Origin of the sequence: Pseudooceanicola aestuariicola, from assembly GCF_045763785.1 — a bacterium.
In the GTDB taxonomy this organism is placed as follows: Bacteria; Pseudomonadota; Alphaproteobacteria; order Rhodobacterales; family Rhodobacteraceae; genus Pseudooceanicola.
Map to the genome: position 1 here is coordinate 451,825 of NZ_JBJGSF010000001.1, position 24,940 is coordinate 476,764.

25 protein-coding genes are annotated in these 24,940 nt (G+C 61.9%); 21 read left to right on the forward strand and 4 right to left on the reverse strand.

Annotated elements, in window-relative coordinates:
• Positions 1-279: 279 nt before the first annotated feature.
• A complete protein-coding gene (gene fsa, locus ACI3GR_RS02100) occupies positions 280-933 on the reverse strand; it encodes a fructose-6-phosphate aldolase (protein WP_407492244.1) in 654 nt (217 codons plus the stop codon).
• A 134-nt stretch (positions 934-1,067) separates the two neighbouring features.
• Between fsa and ACI3GR_RS02105 the strand changes: the two genes are divergently transcribed.
• Positions 1,068-3,263: a primosomal protein N' gene (locus ACI3GR_RS02105; RefSeq protein WP_407492246.1), complete on the forward strand. Its 2,196-nt coding sequence runs from the start codon at positions 1,068-1,070 to the stop codon at positions 3,261-3,263.
• Between the two features lie 68 nt (positions 3,264-3,331).
• Here ACI3GR_RS02105 and ACI3GR_RS02110 read toward each other — a convergent pair whose 3' ends face one another.
• Positions 3,332-4,390, reverse strand: coding sequence for a YeeE/YedE family protein (locus tag ACI3GR_RS02110; RefSeq protein WP_407492247.1), 1,059 nt, complete (start codon positions 4,388-4,390; stop codon positions 3,332-3,334).
• 109 nt (positions 4,391-4,499) lie between these two features.
• On the opposite strand from ACI3GR_RS02110, the gene ACI3GR_RS02115 reads away from it, so the two are divergent.
• Together ACI3GR_RS02115 and ACI3GR_RS02120 are read left to right on the forward strand one after the other, a co-directional pair.
• Positions 4,500-5,735, forward strand: coding sequence for an MFS transporter (locus tag ACI3GR_RS02115; protein ID WP_407492249.1), 1,236 nt, complete (start codon positions 4,500-4,502; stop codon positions 5,733-5,735).
• On the forward strand, positions 5,707-7,098 hold the full coding sequence (locus ACI3GR_RS02120; RefSeq protein ID WP_407492251.1) for an MATE family efflux transporter: 1,392 nt from the start codon (positions 5,707-5,709) through the stop codon (positions 7,096-7,098). Before ACI3GR_RS02115 ends, ACI3GR_RS02120 begins: the two co-directional genes overlap by 29 nt.
• A gap of 60 nt (positions 7,099-7,158) precedes the next feature.
• On the opposite strand, the gene ACI3GR_RS02125 is transcribed toward ACI3GR_RS02120, so the two are convergent.
• Complete coding sequence (locus ACI3GR_RS02125; protein ID WP_407492253.1) at positions 7,159-7,674, reverse strand: PRC-barrel domain-containing protein; 516 nt, start codon at positions 7,672-7,674, stop codon at positions 7,159-7,161.
• A 189-nt stretch (positions 7,675-7,863) separates the two neighbouring features.
• Here ACI3GR_RS02125 and ACI3GR_RS02130 point away from each other — a divergent pair, with 189 nt between their 5' ends.
• Together ACI3GR_RS02130 and ACI3GR_RS02135 are read left to right on the forward strand one after the other, a co-directional pair.
• Positions 7,864-8,736 (forward strand): 50S ribosomal protein L11 methyltransferase, encoded by an 873-nt coding sequence (locus ACI3GR_RS02130; protein WP_407492254.1) that lies wholly within the window; start codon positions 7,864-7,866, stop codon positions 8,734-8,736.
• Positions 8,737-8,862: 126 nt separating this feature from the next.
• Complete coding sequence (locus tag ACI3GR_RS02135; protein ID WP_407492256.1) at positions 8,863-9,222, forward strand: hypothetical protein; 360 nt, start codon at positions 8,863-8,865, stop codon at positions 9,220-9,222.
• 131 nt (positions 9,223-9,353) lie between these two features.
• Here the strand turns inward: ACI3GR_RS02135 and ACI3GR_RS02140 are convergent, their stop codons facing one another.
• Complete coding sequence (locus ACI3GR_RS02140) at positions 9,354-9,557, reverse strand: DUF1127 domain-containing protein (protein WP_407492257.1); 204 nt, start codon at positions 9,555-9,557, stop codon at positions 9,354-9,356.
• A 338-nt stretch (positions 9,558-9,895) separates the two neighbouring features.
• On the opposite strand from ACI3GR_RS02140, the gene ruvC reads away from it, so the two are divergent.
• The 16 genes from ruvC to ACI3GR_RS02220 all read left to right on the forward strand — a co-directional run bounded on the left by ruvC (position 9,896) and on the right by ACI3GR_RS02220 (position 24,663).
• The gene (gene ruvC, locus ACI3GR_RS02145) at positions 9,896-10,390 is read left to right on the forward strand and encodes a crossover junction endodeoxyribonuclease RuvC (RefSeq protein WP_407492258.1); all 495 of its coding nucleotides are present in this window, start codon (positions 9,896-9,898) and stop codon (positions 10,388-10,390) included.
• Entirely contained in the window at positions 10,387-11,061 is a 675-nt protein-coding gene (gene ruvA, locus ACI3GR_RS02150; protein ID WP_407492259.1) for a Holliday junction branch migration protein RuvA, read from the forward strand. The genes ruvC and ruvA overlap by 4 nt, the downstream gene beginning before the upstream one ends.
• A gap of 3 nt (positions 11,062-11,064) precedes the next feature.
• Complete coding sequence (ruvB, locus tag ACI3GR_RS02155; RefSeq protein ID WP_407492261.1) at positions 11,065-12,093, forward strand: Holliday junction branch migration DNA helicase RuvB; 1,029 nt, start codon at positions 11,065-11,067, stop codon at positions 12,091-12,093.
• Between the two features lie 116 nt (positions 12,094-12,209).
• Positions 12,210-12,845 (forward strand): hypothetical protein, encoded by a 636-nt coding sequence (locus ACI3GR_RS02160; RefSeq protein ID WP_407492262.1) that lies wholly within the window; start codon positions 12,210-12,212, stop codon positions 12,843-12,845.
• A 296-nt stretch (positions 12,846-13,141) separates the two neighbouring features.
• The gene (locus ACI3GR_RS02165; protein WP_407492263.1) at positions 13,142-14,242 is read left to right on the forward strand and encodes a Hint domain-containing protein; all 1,101 of its coding nucleotides are present in this window, start codon (positions 13,142-13,144) and stop codon (positions 14,240-14,242) included.
• Between the two features lie 68 nt (positions 14,243-14,310).
• Positions 14,311-14,700, forward strand: a complete 390-nt coding sequence (ybgC, locus tag ACI3GR_RS02170; RefSeq protein ID WP_407492264.1) for a tol-pal system-associated acyl-CoA thioesterase — start codon at positions 14,311-14,313, stop codon at positions 14,698-14,700.
• 131 nt (positions 14,701-14,831) lie between these two features.
• Entirely contained in the window at positions 14,832-15,527 is a 696-nt protein-coding gene (gene tolQ / locus ACI3GR_RS02175; protein WP_407492266.1) for a protein TolQ, read from the forward strand.
• Between the two features lie 3 nt (positions 15,528-15,530).
• A complete protein-coding gene (gene tolR / locus ACI3GR_RS02180) occupies positions 15,531-15,998 on the forward strand; it encodes a protein TolR (RefSeq protein ID WP_407492268.1) in 468 nt (155 codons plus the stop codon).
• Positions 15,999-16,008: 10 nt separating this feature from the next.
• Entirely contained in the window at positions 16,009-17,136 is a 1,128-nt protein-coding gene (tolA, locus tag ACI3GR_RS02185; RefSeq protein WP_407492269.1) for a cell envelope integrity protein TolA, read from the forward strand.
• Entirely contained in the window at positions 17,133-18,461 is a 1,329-nt protein-coding gene (gene tolB / locus ACI3GR_RS02190) for a Tol-Pal system beta propeller repeat protein TolB (RefSeq protein WP_407492271.1), read from the forward strand. The genes tolA and tolB overlap by 4 nt, the downstream gene beginning before the upstream one ends.
• 97 nt (positions 18,462-18,558) lie before the next feature.
• Positions 18,559-19,074, forward strand: a complete 516-nt coding sequence (gene pal / locus ACI3GR_RS02195) for a peptidoglycan-associated lipoprotein Pal (protein WP_407492272.1) — start codon at positions 18,559-18,561, stop codon at positions 19,072-19,074.
• A gap of 9 nt (positions 19,075-19,083) precedes the next feature.
• Complete coding sequence (gene ybgF / locus ACI3GR_RS02200; protein ID WP_407492274.1) at positions 19,084-19,914, forward strand: tol-pal system protein YbgF; 831 nt, start codon at positions 19,084-19,086, stop codon at positions 19,912-19,914.
• Positions 19,911-21,164, forward strand: a complete 1,254-nt coding sequence (gene tilS, locus ACI3GR_RS02205) for a tRNA lysidine(34) synthetase TilS (RefSeq protein WP_407492275.1) — start codon at positions 19,911-19,913, stop codon at positions 21,162-21,164. The genes ybgF and tilS overlap by 4 nt, the downstream gene beginning before the upstream one ends.
• 79 nt (positions 21,165-21,243) lie before the next feature.
• Complete coding sequence (ftsH, locus tag ACI3GR_RS02210; protein WP_407492276.1) at positions 21,244-23,163, forward strand: ATP-dependent zinc metalloprotease FtsH; 1,920 nt, start codon at positions 21,244-21,246, stop codon at positions 23,161-23,163.
• A 120-nt stretch (positions 23,164-23,283) separates the two neighbouring features.
• On the forward strand, positions 23,284-24,054 hold the full coding sequence (locus ACI3GR_RS02215; RefSeq protein WP_407492277.1) for a methyltransferase domain-containing protein: 771 nt from the start codon (positions 23,284-23,286) through the stop codon (positions 24,052-24,054).
• 12 nt (positions 24,055-24,066) lie between these two features.
• Positions 24,067-24,663 (forward strand): MOSC domain-containing protein, encoded by a 597-nt coding sequence (locus ACI3GR_RS02220; protein WP_407492279.1) that lies wholly within the window; start codon positions 24,067-24,069, stop codon positions 24,661-24,663.
• Positions 24,664-24,940: the final 277 nt, after the last annotated feature.

Below are 24,940 nucleotides of genomic sequence, written 5' to 3' on the forward strand. Positions count from 1 at the left end.
AGAGCCAACGTGACGCACCCGCGACTGTTCCAAGTCGATTTCATCTTTGCCGACCGTTAGCGCCCGAAATGTGGGTGCTCTGGTTTATCCCAGCGGCGAAAAATTCAGCCTATGCCTGCGGTTGCATCGCGCGAAAATTTTTTAAGAAAAAAGTGATCCGGGGCTATATTTTTTTAAGATTTCTCCGCGCTATCGATGTGGGCAGTAAACCACTATACCAAAACGACAAAGCCGACGCCCAATGGACGTCGGCTTTAAGGTTAATGCAGTATATTCAGATCAGAGGATCGAGATGCCGGCAGCTTTGATGTCGGCCAAGAAGGCATCCAGACCTTTGTCCGTCAGCACGTGGTTCGCCATCGCCTTGATCACGTTCGGCGGCGCGGTCATCACGTCGGCACCGATCTTTGCGCACTCGGACACATGGTTCACGGTGCGGATCGACGCGGCAAGGATTTCGGTGTCGTAGCCGTAGTTGTCATAGATCGTGCGGATGTCCGCGATCAGGTCCAGACCGTCGAGGTTGATGTCGTCCAGACGCCCGATGAAAGGAGAGATGAACGTCGCCCCCGCCTTGGCCGCCAGCAGCGCCTGATTGGCCGAGAAGCACAGCGTGACGTTGACCATGTTGCCTTCGCTCGACAAAACCTTGCAGGCCTTCAACCCGTCCCAGGTCAGCGGCACTTTGACCGCGATGTTGTCGGCAATCTCGGCCAGCTTGCGGCCCTCGGCGATCATCGTGTCGGCGTCTGTCGCGGTCACCTCGGCAGAGACGGGACCATCGACCAGATCACAGATCTCTTTGGTGACTTCCAGAATGTCACGGCCGGATTTCTTGATCAGCGACGGGTTGGTGGTCACGCCATCGACCATGCCCAGATCGTTCAGCTCGGCAATCGCGGGGACGTCTGCGGTATCTACGAAGAATTTCATGTCTGGCCTCTTTGGCACGGGCGGGGTCAAATGTGACCTCACCGGGGTTGGAAAGTCGTCGCCCGCGATTTACCCGATAGAAACGGGGTCCGAAACCCCTATCCCTAGTCATTCGTCCCAAGCCGGAGCCGCCCTTGGACCTGCCTTCCCATTATGCCCCCGGTGAACTGGTATCGGTGCTGACGGCGCAGCCGATTGACCGGTTCCTCGACTATCGCGCCCCCGCAAATGGCTGTGCGCAGGGGGCGTTTGTGCAGGTGCCCCTTGGTCCGCGGCAGGTGCTGGGGGTGGTCTGGGGGCCGGGGCAGGGGAACTATGACCTGTCAAAAATCCGCCCCGTGACCCGCGTTCTGGACGTGGCCCCCATGCGGGACGAGATGCGAGAGTTCCTAATCCGCGCCGGTGATTACACGCTGACACCCATGTCCGCGATGCTGCGGTTAGCGACCCGCGCGCCGGGTTTGTCCGATCCGCCGTCGATGCAAAAGGTCTATCGGCTGGGCGACAAGGACATGGACCGCATGACCGACGCCCGCCGCCGCGTGTTGGCGGTGCTAGAGGAATACGGCGGGCTGTCTTTCACGCTGAAAGAACTGTCGGACATGGCGGGCGTGTCGTCGAGCGTGGTCAAGGGGATGGTGGCGGCGGGGGCGGTGCGCGAAGAACAGGCCCCCCGCGATCTGCCCTATCCGCGCATGGACACGGATCGTCGCGGCAAGCCCCTGACCGACAGCCAGGCCGCCGCCGCCGCCCGTCTGGCCGAAGGGATGCGCGAAGGGACCTATGGCACCACCCTGCTGCGCGGCGTCACTGGGTCCGGAAAGACCGAGGTTTATCTGGAAGCCGTCGCCGCTTGTCTGGCGCAGGGCCGACAGGCGCTGGTGCTGTTGCCAGAAATCGCCCTGTCCGAACAATTCCTGATCCGCGTCGAACAAAGGTTCGGGGCGAAGCCCGTCGAATGGCACTCTGGCGTCACCATGACCGAGCGTCGCCGCGCATGGAAGATGGTCGGGCAGGGAGAGGCGCAGCTGGTCATCGGCGCGCGGTCGGCCCTGTTTCTGCCGTTCCGCGACCTTGGCCTGATCGTCGTCGATGAAGAACACGACACGTCTTACAAACAAGAAGACGGCGCGCTGTATTCCGCACGGGATATGTCGGTCTTGCGCGCGTCGATCGCGGGGGCGCGGGTGGTTCTGGCCTCGGCCACGCCCAGTTTGGAATCCTGGGCGAATGCAGAGGCCGGGAAATACGAACGCCTTGATCTTGACGCCCGGTTTGGCACCGCCGTCCTGCCCACCATGAAGGCCATCGATCTGCGGGCGGAAAGGATGGAGCCGGGGCGCTGGATTTCCCCGACGCTCGCCAGCGCGGTGCAGACCCGCATCGCCAAGGGCGAACAATCGCTGCTGTTCCTGAATCGTCGCGGCTATGCCCCGGTCACCGTCTGCCGCGCCTGCGGGCAGAACATCGGCTGCGATCATTGCGACGCGTGGATGGTCGAGCATCGGTTTCAAAAGCGCCTGATGTGCCACCAGTGTGGAGAGACGAAACCCATTCCCGAAGCCTGTCCCAGCTGCGGGGTGGAGGGCAAACTGGCCCCCATCGGCCCCGGCGTGGAACGGTTGGGCGAAGAGGTGGCGGCAGTTTTCCCCGAGGCGCGCATGGCAGTGCTGTCGTCAGACCTGTTCGGGTCGGCCCGCGCGTTGAAAGAGGCAATTGCCGAGATCGCCGAGGGCGACATCGACATCATCATCGGCACGCAGTTGGTGGCCAAAGGGCACAACTTTCCCAAGCTGACCTTGGTCGGTGTGATCGACGCCGACCTTGGCCTGCAGGGCGCGGACCTTCGGGCCGCCGAACGCACCTTTCAACTGATGCGGCAGGTGGCTGGCCGGGCTGGACGGGCGGATATCCCGGGCGAGGCGCTCTTGCAGACCCATCAACCCGACCACCCCGTGATCCGGGCCATCCTAGACGGTGACGAAGAAGCCTTCTGGCAGGCCGAGGCCGAGGCGCGCCGCGCGGCAGGCATGCCGCCCTATGGCCGTTTGGCGGCCGTGATCCTGTCGGCGACCGATCCACAGACAGCCTTCCGCGCCGGGCAGGATTTGGCGCGCAACGCAATGCCGCTGACCAAGGTATCCGCACAGGTTTTCGGCCCAGCTGCGGCCCCCATTGCCCGGGTGCGTGGACGCCACCGGGTGCGCATGCTGGTCAAGGCGGGTAAAGGCGTCGCGCTGCAGGCGGCGATGGCGCAATGGGTGGGCCAATTGCGACCTGATAAGGATTTGCGTGTTTCAGTCGACATTGATCCCCAGTCGTTTTTCTAACTGGCGTTAAGGGGGGCGCTGCCCCCTCAAACTCCCCGAAGATATTTGCGGCAAAAGGATTGGGGGCGTTACGCGGTGGCGGTGTGGCGCTGATCGACCAGCAGGTCCGTGACCATCGCGCCGATCCACATGCAGAAGAGCGCAAGCCACGCGGTGCCGACGAAGATCGATCCGCCTGTGACACCCGCACCGATCGCACAGCCGCCGGCCAGCATCCCGCCAAAGCCCATGAATGCGGCACCCACCATCGCGCGGCGCATAGTTGCGGCATTGTCAAAGCCTTGGAACTGGAACTCTCGGGTCAGGACCGAGGCGGCGAAAGAGCCTAGGACAACACCGGGAACCAGCCCGATGTCGAACTCCAGCACCGAACCGCGATCCAGAAAGAACATCAGCGTGTTGGCCGAGGGGCCAGTGAACGTCGCGCTTTCGATCTGAACCGGATCGAAGGCGACCGTAGACAGCGCGTATGTCAGCACCCAGCCAAGTGCCACGGCAAAGCCGACGCCCGCGCCAAAGACCAGCCGACGTGCCCCGATCCGGTTGCGACGCGCAAGGATCAGAGCGAGCGCTGCAAATGCCAGACCGATGATCAGACCAGACGCGTCCGGCAGGTGCAGCGCTGCCAGCAGGTCCATGTTTCGCCCGCCGGAGGTGATCCAGAGCGATGCGATCCGGTCGCGCAGGGGCGACAGCACACCCGACAGCGACATCTGCGCCACCACGGCAAAGATCAAGCCCGACACCACGGACCGCAGGTTGCCCGTAGCGGCCAGCACCAGCAGCCGCCCGGAACAGCCGCGCGCCAGAACCATGCCGACGCCAAACAGCAGGCCGCCGATGATTGCGCCCGACCAACTGCCCGGAACGGCCATCATCCGCGCGTCTTCGGCCCGCATCAGACCCAGCATCTGCGCCGCCTGAACCCAGACCACGGCGGTCGAGAAGGTGAGAAACCAGACCGCCACCTTGTCGCCCATCTGTCCACGCGCGAATTCGACCGTTGCGGCCCGCAGGCAAAACCGCGATCGCTGGGCCGCAACCCCGAAGGTTATGCCCGTAATCAGGCCGAACAGGGCCGCCGTTGGGGATTCTCCGATCCCATCGACAAGGGGTAGCAGGTCCATCGTTGCGCCTCCGACTGCGTTGGGCTGCGGATCGCATAGACATATTTCAATGTCATTGATTCAGATCAGATCACTCGCCAAGGCCAAAAAAGGGGCGTAAGGGAAATACATGACGAGAACACTTAATCTTGCCGACGCTCCCGCGCTGCCAATTTGGCGGCGGCCCAAGGCGTTGTTGTTCCTGATGGCCGCGGCGATGCCGATTGCCTTTGCCACATGGTCCGCGCTGCTGAACAACTTTGTCATCGAGGTCGCGAATTTCGACGGCTCTGACATCGGCTGGCTGCACACGGTTCGAGAGATCCCGGGCTTTCTGGCCATCGGCGTGATCGCGATCATAATCTTCATGCGCGAACAGGTGCTGGGTCTTGTGTCCCTGCTGATGCTCGGGGCGGCCACTGCGGTGACCGCATGGTTTCCGACGATGGGCGGCATCCTGACGATCACCATGCTCAGCTCGATCGGGTTTCACTATTACGAGACGGTCAACCAGTCGCTGCAGTTGCAATGGCTGACAAAAGCCGAGGCACCGCGCGTTCTGGGCCTGTTGCTGGCGGTCGGATCGGCGGCAACCCTTTGTTCTTACGGCTTGATCGTCCTGTTGTGGGAACCACTGGGCCTGACCTACAACCTTGTCTACCTGCTGGCGGGCGGGGTAACGGCGGCGATGGCGATCTTTGCCATGATCGCCTATCCGCAATTCGAAGCGCCCAATCCGCAGGTCAAGAAGATGGTCCTGCGCCGCCGCTATTGGCTGTATTATTTGCTGCAATTCATGGCCGGTGCGCGCCGTCAGATCTTTATCGTCTTCGCTGGCTTCATGATGGTCGAGCGGTTCGGGTTCGACGTGCACGAAGTCACCGGCCTGTTCCTGATCAACCTTGTCGCCAACATGATCATCGCCCCGCTGATGGGCCGCGCCGTCGGCCGGTTCGGAGAGGCGCGGGTCCTGCGCTTTGAATACATCGGTCTGGTCACCGTCTTCGCGCTGTACGGCGGGATTTACTATTTCGGCTGGGGTGTTCTGCTGGCGTCGATCCTTTATGTCATCGACAACTTGCTGTTCGGGCTGGCGCTGGCCCTCAAGACCTATTTCCAGAAGATCGCCGATCCGGGGGATATTGCGCCGACTGCTGCCGTGGCCTTCACGATCAACCATATCGCAGCCGTCTTCCTGCCGGCCGGGCTGGGCTACTTGTGGCTGGTGTCGCCCGGTGCGGTGTTCTTTGCCGCCGCTGGCATGGCCGCGATATCCTTTGCGCTGGCGCTGTTGATTCCGCGCCATCCTGAACCCGGAAACGAAACGGTGTTTGCCCGTGCCCTCCCAGCAGCCGCCGCGGAGTAAAGCGCCGCTTCAGGCGAAATTCGTCACGGGCAGCACGATGCGCCACGTGGTGATCATGACAGCCAGCGGGTCAATCGGCCTGTCGTTCATGTTCCTTGTGGATTTCTTGGCGCTGTTCTGGGTCGGGCAGTTGGACGATACGATCCTGCTGGCGGGCATGGGCTATGCCGCGATGATCACCTTCCTGATGATCTCGGTCGCGTTGGGGATGATGATTGCAGGCGTGGCACTGGTGTCGCGCAGCCTAGGCGCGGGGCAAGAAGAGCAGGCGCAGAATTTCGCCACCGCATCGTTGATCTACACCTTCGCCGTGCAACTGGTGCTATCCATCGTCAGCGTCAATTTCCGGCACGACTTGCTAAGGCTGGCCGGGGCCGAAGGGCAGGCGGCAGAGGTCGCGGCCCACGTGCTGTCCATCACCCTGCTGTCCTTGCCGATCATCGCGTTTGGTGTGAACTGCGCGGGCCTGTTGCGGGCCGCAGGGGATGCCTGGCGGTCGATGATGGTGACGTTGCTGGCGGGGCTGGTGGTTCTGGTGCTGGACCCGTTCCTGATTATCTACGCGGGCTGGGGCGTGACGGGGGCGGCGGCGTCGCTGGTTATCTCGCGCGTGGTAATGGCTGTGCTTGGGCTGTACTGGCTGGTGCGCTTTCACGGTCTGCTGACGCGCCCCAGCCTGACCATGCTGCGACAGACCGCGCGGCCCTATTTTGCCATCGCATTGCCGGGGATCGCGACACAGTCCTCTCCGCCCGCGGGGCAATGGATGTTGACGCTGGCCATGGCCCCCTTTGGGCCTGAAGCCGTGGCCGCCATGGCGGTATCGATGCGCTTGATGATGCTGGTGTTCGGCGGGGTCTATGGGCTGTCGGGCGCAATCGGCGGCATCATCGGCCAGAACTTCGGCGCCAGACGGATGGATCGGGTGCGCCGCGCCTATTTGGACAGCCTGATCTTCGCGACCGTCTATACTCTGGCCGCGTGGATCTTGCTGATCCTACTGACCGAGCCGCTGATCCGGGCCTTCAATCTGACGGGCGAAGGCGTGGCAGTGATGCGCAGCTTTACCTACTGGGTCTCTCTCAGCTTTTTGTTGAACGGGGTGCTATTTGTTGCGGGTGCGGCCTTTAACAACCTTGGAAAACCGATCTGGGCAGCCATTGCAGGATGGGTGCGCGATCTGGTGCTGGTCTATCCCTTCGCCTGGGTGATGGGCATGTACCTTGGCGGTGCGGGGGCGATGCTGGGATATGGGCTGGCCGCCGTTGTTGCCGGCACCGCCGCGGGCGTCGTGGCGTGGCGATTGATCGGGCGTTTGCAGGCCGATATGGGCGGCGGGGCGGTCCCCGCACAAGCAGAGTGACGCGCAAACAAAAAAGCGCCGCCCAAAAGGGCGGCGCAATCACTGCTTCAGATCAAGCAATTAGTTCCAGGCGGCTTCGTCAACGCCTTCCATCTCTTCCAGCTGCTCTTCGCTCAGACGGGTGACGAAGGAGTAGGTTTTGTCATCGACAGCCACCAGACGTGCGTCGTCCAGTTCGATCATGACGTGCTTGTCACCGATGTCGAGGAAACCACCAACTTCGGCCACGATACCGATCAGCTGACCGTCTTCCGACAGGACCAGATCTTCGATTTCGCCGATTTCGTTCCAGTCAGCGCCGACTTGGTCGTAGCGGGTGTTCACATCCCACGCGCTACCTTCATCGTTGGCTTCGTTCATGGTGTAGATCGAACCACCAGTGATGTCGCGCGAACGGATCAGCTTGGCGCTGCTGTTCATGTCCGTATCCGTCGAAGCGGAGTCCATGGACGCGGACATTTCACCGTCTTTTTTCATCTTCGCTTCGCCGTCGGCGTTGCTGTGTGCTTCGGCGAATGCGCCCGTAGCGGCGATAAGGGCGGCGGCGGCAGTAGCGGTAAACGTCGTGAATTTCATAATAAGACCCTCCTTATGTCTTGGTCGGGGTATCAACGGGGGACATGGCCAAGTGTTCCCGGACATATTTTTGCGTTTTGATGGAACAAAAGTGCTGGGCGCGCATTGGCGCGCGCCCGCGGACCACGCGGCTCTGGTCACAGGGGGGGCTTCGGTATAAAGCCTGCGCAAACCCAGACGGAGGCCCCCATGCCCACCTTTACCGCCTTTACGACCCTGCCGGGCAAAGCCCCCGCCGAAGCCCTTGGTGAGGCGATGGAAGCGCTGACGCCAGAACCCTACGGCATTGGCGTGTTCGAGATCGAAGACGACTCCGGGCTGTGGGAAGTGGGGGGCTACTTCACCGAACACCCTGATGAGGCCGGTCTGGCCTTGCTGGCAACCCTGCATGACGCAAAACCCTTTGCCGTCTCGGAACTGCCGGACACTGATTGGGTGGCAAAGGTAAAACGTGAACTGGCACCCGTGCGCGCGGGCCGCTTTTATCTGTATGGCAGCCACGACGCCGACACGGTCCCCGACGATAGCGTGCCCCTGTTGATCGAAGCCGCGATGGCCTTTGGCACAGGTCACCATGGCACGACCCGCGGCTGTCTTGAGGCGCTGGATCGTCTTGCCACCCGCGGCATCGAGGCCAAAACCGTCGCCGACATCGGCTGTGGCACCGCTGTTCTGGCCATGGCTGCCGCGCGTATCTGGCCAGTGACGCCCATTGCCGGCGATATTGACCCCGTGGCCGTTGAGGTGTCCGAGGCGAACCTTGCCGCTAACGACATGGCGGGTCGGGTGACCTGTCTTGAGGCGACGGGCTTTGATCATCCTCAGATTGCGGATGGCGCCCCTTACGAATTGATCTTTGCCAATATCCTCAAGGGTCCGCTGATTGATCTGGCCCCGGATCTGGCTAAGCATCTGGCCCCCAATGGGTATACGATCCTGTCTGGGCTGTTGAACGATCAGGCCGACGATGTGGCCGCCGCCTATGCCAAGCAGGGCCTGACGGATGTTGAGGCGACCCAGATCGGCGACTGGACGACGCTGTTGCTGTCCCGACCCAGCTAAAACCGGTCTGTTTCGCCTGTATGCAGCATGGCCAAGCAGGCGGAACGTTTCCAATTTCAGTCAAAATATGGCCCGATTTTCGCGTTAACACCTATCCTGAGAAACACCGCAGGACTGGGAAAACCAATGAAAGACGGGTTTGCACATTTTGACAGACGGCTGGAGCGTCTGGATGAGCGTAAGGCCGCACTCGAGGCCGGTCACCGCACCGAGCTGGACGAAAACGGCCTGATGAAGCTGATCCCCACAGGGGAGCGTCGGCGCCAGATCAATCGTATGATCCCGCTGCGCGCTGCGATGATCATCGCGGGCGTGCTGCTAAGTTTCAAAGGCTTTTTGCTGTTCAAGCTTGGGTTCGGCGTCTACACCGCCAAGGTCAACGCGATGGCGCAGGGCGACACGATGGATCAGGTCGGCGCATGGATCATGCAGATCGAACCTGTGACCCTGATGGTCTATAATTTCCTGACCTTCGTCGTAGGCTAAGACCTGCTGGCCGATCAGGCTACGCGCTGACGAAGGCACGGATCAAATACAAAAAGGCCGCCCAAAGCAGGGCGGCCTTTTGCTATTGTTCGGTCTTAGTCTGACTTGGCGGCCCCGGGGGGCCGAAGACCTTAGGACAGGCCTTCGATTTCTGCGCGGGTCAGGCCGATGTCGTACAGTTCGCGGTCGGACAGGGCGTTCAGCAGGCGGCGCGTCTGGCGACGGTCGTTCCAGTCACGGACCGACAGGTGCAGGTTCGACACGAAGCGGCCGATGTGGCCAATGCTGACGGCAAAGCCGGTCTGTGCGCGGGGGGTCATCACGTAGATGCTCATAGGACGGCTCCTTTCAAAAGGGGGCGGGGTGAAGTTTTCAAACCGCCCAATAATCGTGCATTCCAAATTGAGGAAGCCCGATTTTTGCAACGCTCTCATGCATTTTATGCATGTCGCTAAATCGCTCTCAAAGTGTTGAAATAGCGTAAAAGTAAAGGCCTCGGCGCGTGTCGTTTTTGGCGTGCAGCGCGTCGGTTTCCCGATGCGTCTGTCGCCTTTGGTGGGGCGCGTGTCGGAAACGTCTGATGACGATGTCGTGCGCAACGCGCTTGGCGAATGTTCACCATTCGTGCTATCTGTTGCAAAAAGGACAAATCGCGGTAGGGCGAGGGGGCAGTATGAAGGTCATCGGCATCGATCCGGGGCTGCGCAGCATGGGCTGGGGCGTGATTTCCGTTGAGGGAAGCCGAATCAGCCATATCGCGAACGGCCAATGTCAGGGGCAGGGGGCGGACATGGCCGAACGGCTGATGGCGCTGTTCACCGGTCTGACCCAAGTCATCGCAGACCACGCACCCGATGCCGCCGCCGTGGAACAGGTGTTCGTCAACACTAACGCCAGCGCCACGCTTAAACTGGGACAGGCGCGGGGGATTGCCCTGCTTGTGCCTGCTCAGGCCGGGCTGACCGTTGGTGAATACGCCCCCAATACGATCAAGAAATCCGTTGTGGGCGTCGGCCACGCGGCCAAGGAACAGGTCCAGCATATGGTCAAATTGCAATTGCCGGGGGTTCAGTTCACCGGCCCCGACGCCGCCGACGCGCTGGCCATCGCGATTTGCCACGCACATCACCTTGGCTCTGCCGCCAGCCTGTCGCGGGTGCGCGCATGATCGGGCGCATCGCTGGGCGCATCGACATGCGCGGGCCGGATTACGTGCTGATCGATGTGCGGGGGGTCGGATACATGGTCTATGTATCTGACCGAACACTGATGGCGATGCCCGGACCCGGCGAGGCTGCAGCGCTTTATACCGAACTGATCGTTCGCGAAGACCTGCTGCAGCTCTATGGCTTTCCGACGCTGGTGGAAAAGGAATGGTTCCGTCTGTTGACCAGCGTGCAGGGTGTTGGCGCAAAGGGCGCGCTGGCGATCCTTGGCGCACTCGGGGCCGACGGGTTGTCGCGCGCCATCGCTTTGGGGGATCAGGCCAGCGTCAAGGCAGCCAAGGGTATTGGCCCCAAGACGGCACAGCGCATCGTGCTGGAACTGAAAGACAAAGCCCCCGCCGTCATGGCCATGGGTACCAGCGCGCCGACCAAGGCAGATGACAGCGATATCGAGGTCATCGAACCCGCCACCGCCGCACCCAAACCTAAACCAGCGTCCGCCGCGCCCGCCAACGCCAATGCACAGGCCGAGGCGTTGTCGGCCCTGAGCAACCTAGGCTATGCCCCGTCTGAAGCCGCCGCCGCCGTGGCCGAGGCCGCGGGCGAAACCCCTGACGCCGAAACCCCCGCGCTGATCCGGTCTGCGCTGAAGAAACTCGCGCCGAAAGGGTAAGCCATGTCATCCGACCCGACCCTGCGCCCCGATCCGCTGCCCGAGGATGCCGACGACACCCGCGCGTTGCGCCCCCAGACGCTGGACGATTTCATCGGCCAAAAAGAGGCGCGCGCCAACCTGCGCGTCTTTATCCTTTCCGCCCGCCAGCGGGGTGAGGCGATGGACCACACCCTGTTTCACGGTCCTCCGGGGCTGGGGAAAACCACGCTGGCGCAGATCATGGCGCGCGAGTTGGGGGTCAACTTCCGCATGACCTCTGGCCCCGTGCTGGCCAAGGCGGGCGATCTGGCCGCGATCCTGACGAACCTAGAAGCGCGGGACGTGCTGTTCATCGACGAAATCCACCGGCTCAACCCGGCGGTGGAAGAGGTGCTTTATCCCGCGCTTGAAGATTTCGAACTGGACCTTGTGATCGGCGAAGGCCCCGCCGCGCGGACGGTCCGGATCGAACTGCAACCCTTCACGTTGGTCGGTGCCACGACCCGCCTTGGCCTGCTGACAACGCCCCTGCGCGATCGTTTTGGCATCCCGACCCGCCTGCAGTTTTATACCGAGGATGAGTTACACGACATCGTCACCCGCAATGCCCGCAAGATGGGCGCGCCTGCGGACGACGCTGGGGCCCGCGAAATCGCCCGCCGTGCCCGTGGCACCCCGCGGATCGCCGGGCGTCTGCTGCGCCGCGTGGTCGATTTCGCGGTGGTCGAAGGCGATGGGACGATCACCCGTGACCTTGCTGACGGCGCGTTGACGCGGCTTGGGGTGGATAACCTTGGCCTCGACATGGCGGACCGGAAGTACCTCAAGATGATCGGCGAAGACTATCAGGGCGGTCCCGTGGGCATCGAAACCCTTTGCGCCGCGCTGTCGGAAAGCCGCGATGCGGTCGAAGAGGTGATCGAGCCCTACCTGCTGCAACAGGCGCTGATTCAACGCACCCCGCGGGGCCGGATGCTGGCCGCCAAGGGCTGGCGGCACATCGGATTGCAGCCGCCCAAAGCCACCGGGCAGGGGACCCTGTTCGAATGACCTGCGATCGGTCAGCCTGACGCCTTCCCCTGACCTTTTCGGTTTTCTCTTGCTCTTTGCCCATTGGCAGGGCATCGACCTATGCCAAGCTTTTGAGCGTAAGTGGGGCCGATACCTTGAGCGTGACGCTGGAACCGGAACAGATTGAGCGGCTGTTCACCCGTGAGGACGGGACGTATCAGTTTGCCCGCTGGGGCCGCCCCATCGTGCCGGTCATTTTCGGTGTCGAAGAGCAAAGCCTGCCGCCCCTGAAAGGCGCGATCGAGGCAATCGTCGCGATGGTCGGCCACACCATGGCCGAGACCGACCCCGAACTGGGCACCAACCTTATGATCTTCCTGCTGAAAGACTGGGAAGAACTGACAGAGCTGGACGGTCTGGACATGATGATCCCCGGCCTTGGCGCATTGGTGCCCCGCCTTCAGGCCGCCAAAGCGTCGCAATACCGCGCCTTCCGGTTTGATGAATATGGGGCGATCCGCGCGGCCTTCGTGTTTCTGCGGATGACGGGGCAGATGGCCCTGCGTCCGGCAGAAGAAATCGGGTTGGATCTGGCGCTGAAATCTATCGCGGATTGGGGGCCAAACGCCTTTGCGACGCGGTCATCTTTGGTGCGTGGTGCGGATGGCGTCGGACGGCTTCATCCCGACTTCGCGGCGGTCGCGCAGGCGGCCTATGATCCGGTGCTGCCCGCCTCTGCCACGGACCCGAGCCACGCCTTGCGAATTTTTGCAAGATTGCAGCGAAATTGAGGCAAAATCTGGGCAGACGCGAAGCGCCCGAGGTGACGCCATCGGGCGTCGCTATCCGTGAATTGCTTGTATCACACTGATATATTGAGTTAATATAGGTTATTCCGCTTTCGATATTCGCCAGCGGCAGCCAGTCATACAACTCAAAGATGATGCGCATGCGCGTCCCTCGGGGCGCAACTGCGCATCATTTCCCCTTAACCTGCATAAGAAAGCCTTATTCTTCGGCCAGTATACAGGCTGAGGAGAACCGGCGCTCAGGCGCGTCGGGCGTTGTGCAGTGAACAGGTAGGCCAATGGCCACGTACGAAGTCGCAGGTTATGACTCAAGCGATATCGTCATCCACTCGGGTGCCGATCCGTTTTCGAACGACCTGTCGGCAAACGGGGCCGCAGACGGTACGATCTTTTCGGTCACCGCAGAACCTGACAAGTTCAACATTACCGACAACGACACCGTCTTTAATGACGGGGATGGCAGTCAGGATCTGGCGGAACCCATCAGTCAGGGTGGCGGTACGGCCAATACCGGTCAGCAGATTACTCCGGAATATATGTACCGTGTCCGCCCCGTCGGCGGCACGGCAGCAGATGATTTCTACATCTACGCCTACGACGCCGATACCGGATCGCGCGCCAGTGGTTTTGTCACCGAACATCGCCTTGTCCCCGGTCAGCAATACCAAATCATCGAAGAGGGGCCGACCAACGACCCCTCGATCGCCTATTCATCGCTTTACGTTTGTTTCACCCCCGGCACGCGCATCGCGACCCCGTCGGGCGATCGCGCCATCGAGACACTGGAACCCGGCGATGTGGTTCGCACCGTTGAGGGCAGCTATGTCCCTGTCCGCTGGATCGGCGGAAGAGAGCTGCGGTTGGACGACCTGATGGCCCAGCCGGAAAACCGCCCCATCCGGATCGCGCAGGGTGCGCTTGTTCCGAACCTGCCCGATCAACCGCTAGAGGTGTCGCCGCATCACCGCATCATGCTGCGGTCCAAGATTGCCGAGCGTATGTTCGGAGAGGCAGAGGTGCTTGTTCCAGCACATTACTTCATCGGTCTGCCGGGCGTGGACCGTGTGCGCGGGCTGAACCCGACAAAGTACATTCACCTGCTGGTCGAAGGGCATCAGGTTCTGATTGCCAACGGCACACCGGCAGAAAGCCTCTATGTCGGGAAAGAGGCGCGCAAGATGTTGGGCAAAGCCAACTGGCGCGCGGTCAAATCCGCCTTGAACTATGCCCCATTCCAGCAGGGCAAGCCGACGACCCCGCCCGCGCGGCTGATGGTCGATGGCAAAGACGCACGTCGGCTGGTCAATCGCCACGTGCGCAACCACGGCCGTTGCCTAGTGGAGCGCGCGACAGCCCCCAGACTGCGCGTGGTCAAGTAAACCCCGCGCCCCCCTTGTGATCGTGATCTGATCCGTGTTTCTTCGGCCCCGGGTAACCGGGGGCACCAATGGCACATCATTTCCAACTGCGCGTGTATTACGAAGACACGGATTTGGCGGGCATCGTCTATTACGCCAACTACCTGCGCTTTATCGAACGTGCGCGCAGCGAATGGATCCGCACCCTTGGGATCGACCAGAAAGCGATGAAAGCGGACGACGGCATCGTGTTTGCCGTCCGGCGGCTAGAGGCCGATTACCTTAGCCCCGCGCATTTCGACGACCAGCTGGATGTCATCACCACGACCGAAGCGGTTACCGGCGCGCGGGTCATGCTAAAGCAGGATGTGGTAAGGGACGGAGAGGTCCTGTTCACCGCCCACGTCACCATCGTCGCGATCAGCGATACCGGTCATCCTGCGCGACTTCCGGCGAATATCCGCCTGTTGATGCACTGAATCCCCTTCATTTGGGTTAACGAACCGCGCGCTCTCGCCAATGTGTTGGCGAAATGCGTTGAGATCCGCTACATTCCCTGCAAATGGCCGCAGGAAGACGGCCCAATTGTAATTTCTGACGAGCAGGCAGAATGGAAACCGAGACTTTAGCCCTGGCGCAACAGGTGGATTTTTCCATGTGGGCGCTTTTCGCACGTGCGACCATAACCGTGAAGCTGGTGATGCTGATGCTGATCGCCGCCTCTTTCTGGTCGTGGTCCATCATTATCCAGAAAATCATCAGCTACCGCGCCGCGCGGTCCGAAGCCGCGAAATTCGATCGCAGCTTCTGGTCCGGTGAACCGCTGGATGAATTTTACGAACAGATCGGACCAGAGCCGGCGGGCCGGGCCCACCGTGTCTTTGCCGCTGGCATGACGGAATGGCGCCGGTCGCACCGTGAAGATGGTCAGATGATCGCAGGCGCGCAGGCCCGCATCGACCGATCGATGGACGTCGCCATCGCCAAGGAATCCGAAAGCCTTCAATCCGGGTTGAACGTTCTGGCCACCATCGGGTCTGCCGGGCCGTTCATCGGGCTTTTCGGCACGGTCTGGGGCATCATGCACGCCTTCATCGGCATCGCGGAAAGCCAGAACACATCGCTGGCCGTCGTCGCCCCCGGTATCGCCGAGGCGCTTCTGGCAACGGCCCTTGGCCTTGTCGCGGCTATCCCTGCGGTGATCTTCTACAACAAGCTTAACGCAGACATGGATCGCATCGTTGGCGGCTATGAGGCTTTCGCCGACGAATTCTCGACCATTCTGTCGCGCCAGTTGGACGCCTGATCCATGGGCGCAGGCGTCATCGGAAAAGACAGCGGTCGCCGCCGGGGCAGACGCCACGGTGGACGCGCACGGCCTATGTCGGAAATCAACGTCACGCCCTTTGTGGACGTGATGCTGGTGCTTTTGATCATCTTCATGGTCGCCGCCCCGCTGATGGTCGTGGGCGTGCCGGTCAAGCTGCCGGAAACGGCCGCGAATTCGCTGCCGACCGAACAGGAAGAACCGCTGACCGTTACGGTCACCTCGGGCGGTCAGATCATGATCCAGACCACGGAAACCGGCGCGGACGAATTGATCCCTCGGTTGCGGTCCATTTCGGCTGAACGGGATAGCGACCGCATCTACCTGCGCGCCGATGGCGCGGTGCCTTACGAACAGGTCATGCAGGTCATGGGAGCGCTGAACAAGGGCGGGTTCAAGAACATCGGTCTGGTGACCGATCCAGGCGGCCCGACCATGGGCGGGAACTGACGGTCGTTAAATGCACACCGGTCACATCATATCCGGGGCGGGCCATCTGGCCTTCTTCGCGTGGGCGCTGATTGGCAGCTGGTCCCTTCCCCCCGATGACGCCATCGAGGTGACGGATGTCGCCCTGATCTCGCCCGAGGAATTCGCTGCGCTGACGCCGGCCCAACAGCCGCCTGGTGCCGATACCGACGTGACCGAACTGCCCGTTCCGGCACCCGCGGAACAGACCCCTGTGACCCCGCAGGCCGACACGGCCCCCGCGCAGGACCAGCCCACAGTGGCCGAAGCCCCGCAGGCCGAGGTCGCGCCCGAACAGCCCGACCTGACCACGCCGCAAGCCGAGGTGCAGGACACCACGCCCGACATTACACCGCCGACCGAAGACACCGCCGTTCTGATGCCAGAGCCAAGCGATGAGGCCCCGCGCGACATCAAACGCGTGGCCCCGCGTCCTGTGCTGCGTCCCAACCCTGATGCGGCCATCGGTGAAAGCCCGCAGGCCCCCACAGCGCCGTCAGAGACAGCGGAAGAGGTCCAGCCTGCCGAGGAAGAACAAGCGCCAGAAGAGGCGACGACCGAGATCCTGACCGAAGCCGACGAAACCGGCGACGGCCCGCCCAAGGTGTCCAAGCGTCCGCCATCGGCGCGTCCGGTACAGACCGCTGTGGCAGAACCCCGGCCCGAACCGACGCCTACACCCACACCTCAGCCAGAGCCTGAGCAGAACGACGCCATCAACGACGCGCTGGCCAAGGCGCTTGGCGGCTCGACCGCTGCTGCCGACAGCGACAACGCGCCCGCAGGTCCCGCCGGTCCCCCCATGACCGCTGGCGAAAAAGAGGCGCTGCGCGTCGCCGTTTCGGCTTGTTGGAATACTGGTTCACTGTCCACCGACGCTCTGCGCACTACAGTTGTGGTCGCGGTCGAGATGTCTCAGGACGGTCGCCCGCGTACGGACACCATCCGGATGCTGACCTCTCAGGGCGGATCGGGCGATGCGGTGCGGCAGGCATTCGAGGCCGCGCGCCGGGCAATCATCCGCTGTGGGGCGAACGGCTTTGGCCTTCCGGTGGACAAGTACGAAACCTGGCGTGACATTGAAATGACATTCAACCCGGAGAAGATGCGGATCAAATGAGACACCATCTGACCAAGCTTCTGGGCCTTCTGGCCGCGATCATCACCCTTGCTGCGCCGCTTCAGGCGCAGAACGGCCCGCTGCGGATCGAAATCACCGAAGGTGTGATCGAACCCTTGCCCTTTGCCATCCCCACGTTCGAGGCCGAAACCAGCGGCTCGGCGGATCTGGCCGCGCGCATCACGCAGGTGGTGTCGGACGACCTGACCGGTACCGGGCTGTTCCGCCAAATCCCACAGGACGCGCATATCGCCCGCGTATCCAGCTTTTCGTCCCCGATCCAATATGCGGATTGGAAGGCGATCAACGCTCAGGCGCTGATTACCGGCGCGGTGGCTGTCACGGGCGACCGGGTGAACGTGAAATTCCGCCTCTACGACGTCTTTTCGGGGGCCGAGATGGGCAATGGCCTGCAATTTTCGGGCACCACGGCAGGCTGGCGGCGCATGGCGCACAAGGTGGCCGATGCCGTCTATTCCCGCATCACCGGCGAAGGTCCGTATTTCGACAGCCGTGTTGTGCATGTTGCTGAAACCGGGCCTAAGAATGACCGCAAGAAACGTCTGGCGATCATGGATTACGACGGCGCCAACGTGCAGTACCTGACCGACAGTTCGTCCATCGTGCTGGCCCCGCGCTTTTCGCCCACCGGCGACCGTGTGCTTTACACCAGCTATGAAACCGGCTTCCCCAAGATCTACGTGCTGGACGTTGCCTCCGTAAACCGTCGCACCCTGAACACGCCCGAGGGCACGATGTCCTTCGCCCCCCGGTTTGCGCCGAATGGTCAGACCGTGGTCTATTCGCTGACCCAAGGCGGGAATACGGACATCTATTCGATGGACATCAATTCTGGCCAGTCCACCCGACTGACCAGCGCGCCGTCGATCGAAACGGCCCCCAGCTTTTCGCCTGATGGATCGAAAATCGTGTTCGAATCCGACCGCTCCGGCAGCCAGCAGCTGTATGTCATGCCTGTCACCGGCGGCGAACCGACCCGCATCAGCTTTGGCCAAGGGCGCTATGGCACCCCCGTCTGGTCGCCGCGCGGAGATTTGATCGCTTTCACCAAGCAGTCCAAGGGCCGCTTCCACATCGGCGTCATGCGTACCGATGGGTCCGAAGAACGCCTGCTGACTGCATCCTTCCTAGACGAAGGCCCGACATGGGCCCCTAATGGCCGCGTCATCATGTTCACCCGCGAAACGCAGGGCGCACAGGGGGCGGCGTCGCTCTATTCCGTCGATATCTCGGGCCGGAACCTGAAACAGGTGCGGACCGAAGGCGCGGCCTCTGACCCCAGCTGGTCGCCGCTGCAGAATTAACCCATCGGGCTCGTCAAAGGGCTCCGTTCACCCCCCGCCCGGAACATGATAAACCAAATTACAAAACGGGCACACGAGAGACACAAAGGCTAAGAAAATGAAACATCTGACACGCGCAATGCTGGTCGTATCCGCCCTGGCGCTGGCGGCCTGTTCGCAGCAGGAAAAGTTCGACAACGACGTCGCATTGGGCGCTGGCAACGGGGCCAACGGGGCAGTTGTTCCCGGATCGGCCAATGATCCGACCTCGCCGCTGTATTTCCAAAGCGCCGTGGGCGACCGTGTTCTGTTTGCTGTCGATCAGCACACCCTGTCGGATGAGGCACGCCTGACCCTGAACGCACAGGCCAACTGGCTGATGGCGAACCCCGATTACACCGCCGTGATCGAAGGCCATGCCGACGAACAGGGCACCCGTGAATACAACCTTGCCCTTGGTGGCCGCCGCGCCAACGCTGCGCGCGAATACCTGATCACCCAAGGCGTCCCGGCCTCGCGTCTGCGCACCGTGACCTACGGCAAGGAACGCCCGATCGAGATCTGCTCGACCGAGGCTTGCTATACCAAGAACCGTCGCGCCGTTACCGTTCTGGCTGCGGGCGCGATCAGCTAAAGGAAGACCATGCGGAACCTCATTGCCATCGCGGTGATCGCCCTGCTGCCCTTCGGGGCGGCGGCGCAATCGCAGGACGAAACCCTTGCCGACATCCGGCAGGAACTGACTGTCCTGAACGTCGAAATCCAGAAGTTGAAGCGTGAACTGTCGACCAGCGGCAGTGCCAATGGCGTGGCCGTGGGCGGATCGGTTCTGGAACGCGTCGACGCGCTAGAAGCCGAGGCATCGCGCCTAACCTCGAAAACCGAAGAGCTGGAGTTCCGCATCAATTCCATTGTCCGTGACGGCACCAACCGGATCGGCGATCTGGAGTTTCGTCTGGTCGAGTTGGAAGGCGGCGACGTCTCTCAACTGGGCCAGACCTCGACCCTTGGGGGTGAAATGCCCGAAGGGGCCGCCGCCGCGCCGATTACGCCTGTCGATCAGGGCAACAGCGAACCGGTGGCCGAACTTGCGATGGCTGAGCGCGCGGATTTCGAAGCGGCCCAAGCCGCGCTGGCAGATGGAAAATTCCCCGACGCCGCCAACCGTTTTGAGGCGTTCCTGATGACCTATCCCGGCAGCCCGATGCAGGCGCAGGCCGAACTGGGCAAGGGCAAAGCCTACGAGGGCAGCGGTGAGATCACCAAGGCCGCGCGCGCCTACCTTGCGTCCTTTTCTGCGGCACCAGATGGGCCTGTCGCAGCCGAGGCGTTGCTGAACCTTGGCAAAGGGCTGGGCCGTCTGGGGCAGGGGCCAGAAGCCTGCACCACGCTGGCCGAGGTCGCCGCCCGCTTTCCCGGCGCGCCCGAAGTGGCCGAAGCACAGACCGCGCGGGCTGATCTGGGCTGCCAGTGACAACGTGGGAACAGGCGGTCGATGTCGTTTCGGGCTTTCTAAGCGATAACGCCGCCTCTGATCCTATGGGGATCGCCGTTTCTGGCGGCTCTGACAGCCTTGCGCTGCTACTGATCCTGAAAGACTGGGCTGATGGGGCGGGCCGCTCGCTGCATGCCGTCACGGTCGATCACGGTTTGCGCCCCGAAGCTGCGGAAGAGGCCGCGTTTGTCGCCGGCCTTTGCGCTGATCTGACCATCGACCACACGATCCTGCGGTGGGATGGGCCCGCGCCGACCGGCAACATATCCGACCAAGCCCGCCAAGCGCGCTATGCGTTGATGGATGCTTGGGCGCAGGACCGCGGGATCGACCAGATCGCCGTGGGCCATACGGCGGATGATCAGGCGGAAACGCTGCTTATGCGTTTGGGACGTGGGGCAGGGGTGGACGGTCTGGCCACAATGGCGACGCGGCGGCGCATCGGACAAACCGACTTCTTGCGCCCCATGCTGACCCTGCGCCGCGATGCGCTGCAAGATTTGTTGAAGCAGCGAGGCCAGACGTGGATCAATGATCCCACCAACGACAATCCAGACTACGACCGCGTCCGCATCCGGCAGGCCATGCCAACGCTCTCCGATATCGGCCTGAGCGTTGACGCACTGACGACGACCGCCGCCAATCTGGCCCAAGCCCGCGACGCACTGGCCCACTACGCTGTGCAAGAGGCCGCGAAGATCGTCACACAGGACGCGGCGGGCGACATCCTGATTGACCACGACGCGTGGACCCATCTATCGGCAGAGATCGCGCGACGACTGATCCAGGCGGGATTGCACCACGTTGCCGGCCCGGGCTATCCGCCGCGCAGCAAAGCTTTGCAGCAGTTGATCAACCACATCCACGCCCGGACGCCGATGACCTTGGCGGGGTGCATCGTACAGACGGACAAAACTCAAATCCGCATCACACGCGAACCCGCAGCCGTTCCAGGCCCCGTGCCTGCCGATCACATTTGGGATACCCGTTGGCAGATGACCGGCCCTGTGCCGGACGGCGCGGAGATCGCCGCGCTGACAGAGGGCGGGTTGAAAGCCTGTCCCGACTGGCGCGACACGGGGCTGAAACGCACCAGTTTGCTGTCGACCCCGGCGATCTGGCTGGGTGATCGGCTGATCTCCGCTCCGATTGCAGGAAATCTTAATGGTTTTCAGGCAAAACTGCTGAGAACCCGCAAAGATTTCGATGCGGCATTGCGTACGCATTGAACCTTGCCGCCCAAATCTTATTTTAGTTCCTAACCGGGTGTGCTAGGCCCCCGCTTATCCCAATCAGGAGGAGCTTTCCTTGGGCAACGCGAGACAATTCGCCTTCTGGGTCGTTCTGTTGCTGCTGATCGTGGCGCTGTTCAACCTGTTCAGTGGTTCCGGCAATACGCTGCAAAGCCGTGAGATTCCCTATTCCGACTTTGTGACGGCTGTTGAGGCCGGCAATGTCAGTTCCGTAACGCTTGATGGCGAACAGGTTCGCTATCGCGGATCGGACGGTCAGGATTACGTGACGATCAAACCGGAAGACGCCGATCTGACGAACAAGCTGATCGAAAACAAAATCCCCGTGACTGCGAAAAGCCAGGAAGAATCTGGGTTCCAGACCTTCTTTGTTTCGCTGTTGCCGATCCTTCTGCTGATCGGTGTCTGGATCTATTTCATGAACCGGATGCAGGGCGGCGGCAAAGGCGGCGCGATGGGCTTTGGTAAATCCAAGGCCAAGCTGCTGACCGAAAAGAACGGTCGCGTGACCTTTGATGACGTCGCTGGCATCGACGAAGCCAAGGAAGAGCTGGAAGAAATCGTCGAATTCCTGCGTAACCCGCAGAAGTTCTCTCGCCTTGGTGGCAAGATCCCCAAGGGTGCGTTGCTGGTGGGCCCTCCGGGGACCGGTAAAACGCTTCTGGCCCGCGCCATCGCCGGTGAGGCGGGTGTGCCCTTCTTCACCATCTCCGGTTCCGACTTCGTGGAAATGTTCGTCGGTGTGGGTGCATCCCGTGTCCGCGACATGTTCGAACAGGCCAAGAAGAATGCGCCCTGTATCGTCTTCATCGACGAAATCGACGCCGTGGGGCGCCACCGTGGCGCAGGCTATGGCGGTGGTAACGACGAACGCGAACAGACGCTGAACCAGCTGCTGGTCGAAATGGACGGCTTCGAAGCGAACGAGGGTGTCATCATCCTTGCCGCCACCAACCGTCGCGATGTTCTGGACCCCGCGCTGCTGCGCCCCGGTCGTTTCGACCGTCAGGTGACGGTGCCGAACCCCGACATCAAAGGCCGCGAAAAGATCCTGTCGGTTCACGCCCGCAAGACCCCTCTTGGTCCGGACGTCGACCTGCGCATCATCGCGCGCGGTACGCCGGGCTTCTCGGGTGCTGACCTTGCGAACCTCGTGAACGAGGCCGCGCTGATGGCCGCCCGCGTGGGTCGCCGCTTTGTCACCATGGTCGATTTCGAGAACGCCAAGGACAAGGTGATGATGGGGGCCGAACGCCGCTCGATGGTCCTGACGCCCGATCAGAAGGAAAAGACCGCCTATCACGAAGCAGGCCACGCCGTCGTCGGCCTGACCCTGCCGAAGTGTGACCCGGTCTATAAAGCGACGATCATCCCGCGCGGTGGTGCATTGGGTATGGTGGTGTCGCTGCCGGAAATCGACCGCCTGAACTGGCACAAGTCGGAATGTGAACAGAAACTCGCCATGACCATGGCCGGCAAAGCTGCCGAGATCATGAAATATGGTGAGAATGAAGTGTCCAACGGCCCCGCTGGGGATATCCAGCAGGCCTCTGCTCTGGCCCGTGCGATGGTTCTGCGGTGGGGCATGTCCGACAAGGTCGGCAACGTCGACTACGAACAGGCGCACGAAGGCTATAACGGCAACGGCGCTGGCGGTTTCTCAATCTCGGCTCACACCAAAGAGCTGATCGAGGAAGAGGTCAAACGCATGATCGACGACGCCTACCAGCACGCCTACAAAATCCTGACCGAAAAGCAGGAAGAGTGGGAGCGTCTGGCGCAAGGCTTGCTAGAGTACGAAACCCTCACGGGTGACGAAATCAAACGCGTCATGAACGGCGAACCGCCGCAGTCCGAGGATGAGGACAAAGGCTCTGACGAAGGCAGCGCGCCTTCGGTCACCGCCATCCCGAAGACCAAGCCGCGGTCGAAACCCGGCGGCTCTGGCGGGATGGAGCCGGAACCCACCGCATAAAAGCCAAGGGCCAGAGGGAAACCTCTGGCCCTTATTCATTGCGGTCTTTTCAACTGCGATCTGGCATGATTCATTAACCAGTGGATGCCCTTATTGCTGGGCCATAGACCCGGAGCCGTGATGTCCGACTGGAACCCAGAAACCTATTCGAAATTCGCCACCGTTCGCCTGCGCCCTGCCGTTGACCTTGCCATGCGCCTTGCCCCGCGCGACGGCATAAAGATCGTCGATCTGGGCTGCGGCACCGGCAGCGTCGCCGCCGTTCTGCGCGCCCGCTTTGCAGATAGCCACCTGACGGGCGTCGATACCTCTCCGGCCATGCTGCAAGAGGCGTGGAACACCGGCCACTACGACGCGCTGGAAGAACGCGATATCGCCCAGTGGAAAACCAAGGCCGCGCCTGACCTGATCTTTTCCAACGCCGCGCTGCATTGGGTGCCGGACCATGACACCCTTTTGCCGCGACTGGTCGACATGCTGGCCCCCGGCGGCACGCTGGCCGTTCAGGTGCCACATCAGAACAACGCGCCCTCGCACCGGCTGTGGTACGATCTGGCGGAACAGCATTTCCCGGGCAAGGTCGATCCTGACAAATCACCCGGTATCCCCGACGCGCCCGCAACCTGGGACATCCTTGAACCGCTTGGCGCGCTGGCAGTCTGGCAGACGGAATATTTCCAGCACCTCGGCGCGGGCGACGATACCCACCCGGTACGGCAATTCACCTCGGCCACCTACGCGCGCCCGGTGTTGGACGCGCTGAGCGTTGATGAGCAGAAAACCCTCTGCGCGGCCTATGATGAGGCGATGGAGGCTGTGTACCCCCGTCGCGACGATGGCAGCGTGTTGTTCCCGTTCCGCCGCCTCTTTTACACCCTGACCCGCAGCTGATCGGATACGCCTATGCCCGCCCTGAACCTTACCGATTTCTCTTGTCGCATCATGTGGCTGGGCCGCGTCGCTGACCGGGACGCCGCGCTGGAGTCCTCTGGCCTCACCAGCCTAGCAGCCAATTTCGATGGCCCCGAAGGCGAAGCGCATGGCGGCATCAACCGCCCCTCCTGCAGCCGGGTGTTGAACCTGCACCCCCGGAATACCCCCATCCGCAACGTCCGCCAATTCTCGATCCTGTCGGTCGAGGATTTGGCCGAAATCGCCAGAAAGATGGAGGTGGACGCGATCCCACCCGAATGGGTCGGCGCCACCATGCTGGTCGAAGGTCTGCCGAATTTCACCCACCTGCCGCCGTCATCGCGCCTGCAAGGTCCCGACGGTGTGACCTTGGTCGTGGATATGGAAAACCGACCCTGCCAATTGCCCGCCAAGGTGATCGAAACCCACATGCCGGGCTTTGGCAAACGGTTCAAATCTGCGGCAAACGGCCTGCGGGGCGTGACGGCTTGGGTCGAACGCGAAGGCATGCTGACGGTTGGGGATACCCTTCGGTTGGCGATTCCGGATCAACCCGCATGGTCGCACATAGAAAAAGCCCGAAGCTGAGGGAACAGCTCCGGGCCTGACTTACGAAATCGGGGGTAACGTCGCCTTAGATAAGGGCGATTAGACCTGCGCCTAGGGTCAGCGTCAGGGCAAAACTGGCATGAAATACGATGGCAGCGGCTTTCATTTTAGGTTCTCCTTATCGGTCGCGGCCTGTCAGCATCCCGGCTTGGCCGCTTTCTTATCGTATCAACGTCAGGGCGGCCCATTTAGTTCCCGTCAGCCCGCCCTGAACGCTCACGACACGACGGAAATGTCCGCCAAATGTCGGAACAAA

What these genes read in the sequence shown, in the direction of transcription:
- ACI3GR_RS02110 (WP_407492247.1), bottom strand. Translation starts at nt 4,390, where the DNA reads ATGGACCTGCTACCCCTTGTCGATGGGATCGGAGAATCCCCAACGGCG.
- tolA (WP_407492269.1), top strand. Translation starts at nt 16,009, where the DNA reads ATGCACACCGGTCACATCATATCCGGGGCGGGCCATCTGGCCTTCTTC.
- ACI3GR_RS02125 (WP_407492253.1), bottom strand. Translation starts at nt 7,674, where the DNA reads ATGAAATTCACGACGTTTACCGCTACTGCCGCCGCCGCCCTTATCGCC.
- ACI3GR_RS02165 (WP_407492263.1), top strand. Translation starts at nt 13,142, where the DNA reads ATGGCCACGTACGAAGTCGCAGGTTATGACTCAAGCGATATCGTCATC.
- ybgF (WP_407492274.1), top strand. Translation starts at nt 19,084, where the DNA reads ATGCGGAACCTCATTGCCATCGCGGTGATCGCCCTGCTGCCCTTCGGG.
- ACI3GR_RS02220 (WP_407492279.1), top strand. Translation starts at nt 24,067, where the DNA reads ATGCCCGCCCTGAACCTTACCGATTTCTCTTGTCGCATCATGTGGCTG.
- pal (WP_407492272.1), top strand. Translation starts at nt 18,559, where the DNA reads ATGAAACATCTGACACGCGCAATGCTGGTCGTATCCGCCCTGGCGCTG.
- ruvC (WP_407492258.1), top strand. Translation starts at nt 9,896, where the DNA reads ATGAAGGTCATCGGCATCGATCCGGGGCTGCGCAGCATGGGCTGGGGC.
- ruvB (WP_407492261.1), top strand. Translation starts at nt 11,065, where the DNA reads ATGTCATCCGACCCGACCCTGCGCCCCGATCCGCTGCCCGAGGATGCC.
- tolQ (WP_407492266.1), top strand. Translation starts at nt 14,832, where the DNA reads ATGGAAACCGAGACTTTAGCCCTGGCGCAACAGGTGGATTTTTCCATG.
- ybgC (WP_407492264.1), top strand. Translation starts at nt 14,311, where the DNA reads ATGGCACATCATTTCCAACTGCGCGTGTATTACGAAGACACGGATTTG.
- ACI3GR_RS02140 (WP_407492257.1), bottom strand. Translation starts at nt 9,557, where the DNA reads ATGAGCATCTACGTGATGACCCCCCGCGCACAGACCGGCTTTGCCGTC.
- ACI3GR_RS02135 (WP_407492256.1), top strand. Translation starts at nt 8,863, where the DNA reads ATGAAAGACGGGTTTGCACATTTTGACAGACGGCTGGAGCGTCTGGAT.
- tolR (WP_407492268.1), top strand. Translation starts at nt 15,531, where the DNA reads ATGGGCGCAGGCGTCATCGGAAAAGACAGCGGTCGCCGCCGGGGCAGA.
- ACI3GR_RS02115 (WP_407492249.1), top strand. Translation starts at nt 4,500, where the DNA reads ATGACGAGAACACTTAATCTTGCCGACGCTCCCGCGCTGCCAATTTGG.
- ruvA (WP_407492259.1), top strand. Translation starts at nt 10,387, where the DNA reads ATGATCGGGCGCATCGCTGGGCGCATCGACATGCGCGGGCCGGATTAC.
- ACI3GR_RS02215 (WP_407492277.1), top strand. Translation starts at nt 23,284, where the DNA reads ATGTCCGACTGGAACCCAGAAACCTATTCGAAATTCGCCACCGTTCGC.
- ACI3GR_RS02130 (WP_407492254.1), top strand. Translation starts at nt 7,864, where the DNA reads ATGCCCACCTTTACCGCCTTTACGACCCTGCCGGGCAAAGCCCCCGCC.
- tolB (WP_407492271.1), top strand. Translation starts at nt 17,133, where the DNA reads ATGAGACACCATCTGACCAAGCTTCTGGGCCTTCTGGCCGCGATCATC.
- fsa (WP_407492244.1), bottom strand. Translation starts at nt 933, where the DNA reads ATGAAATTCTTCGTAGATACCGCAGACGTCCCCGCGATTGCCGAGCTG.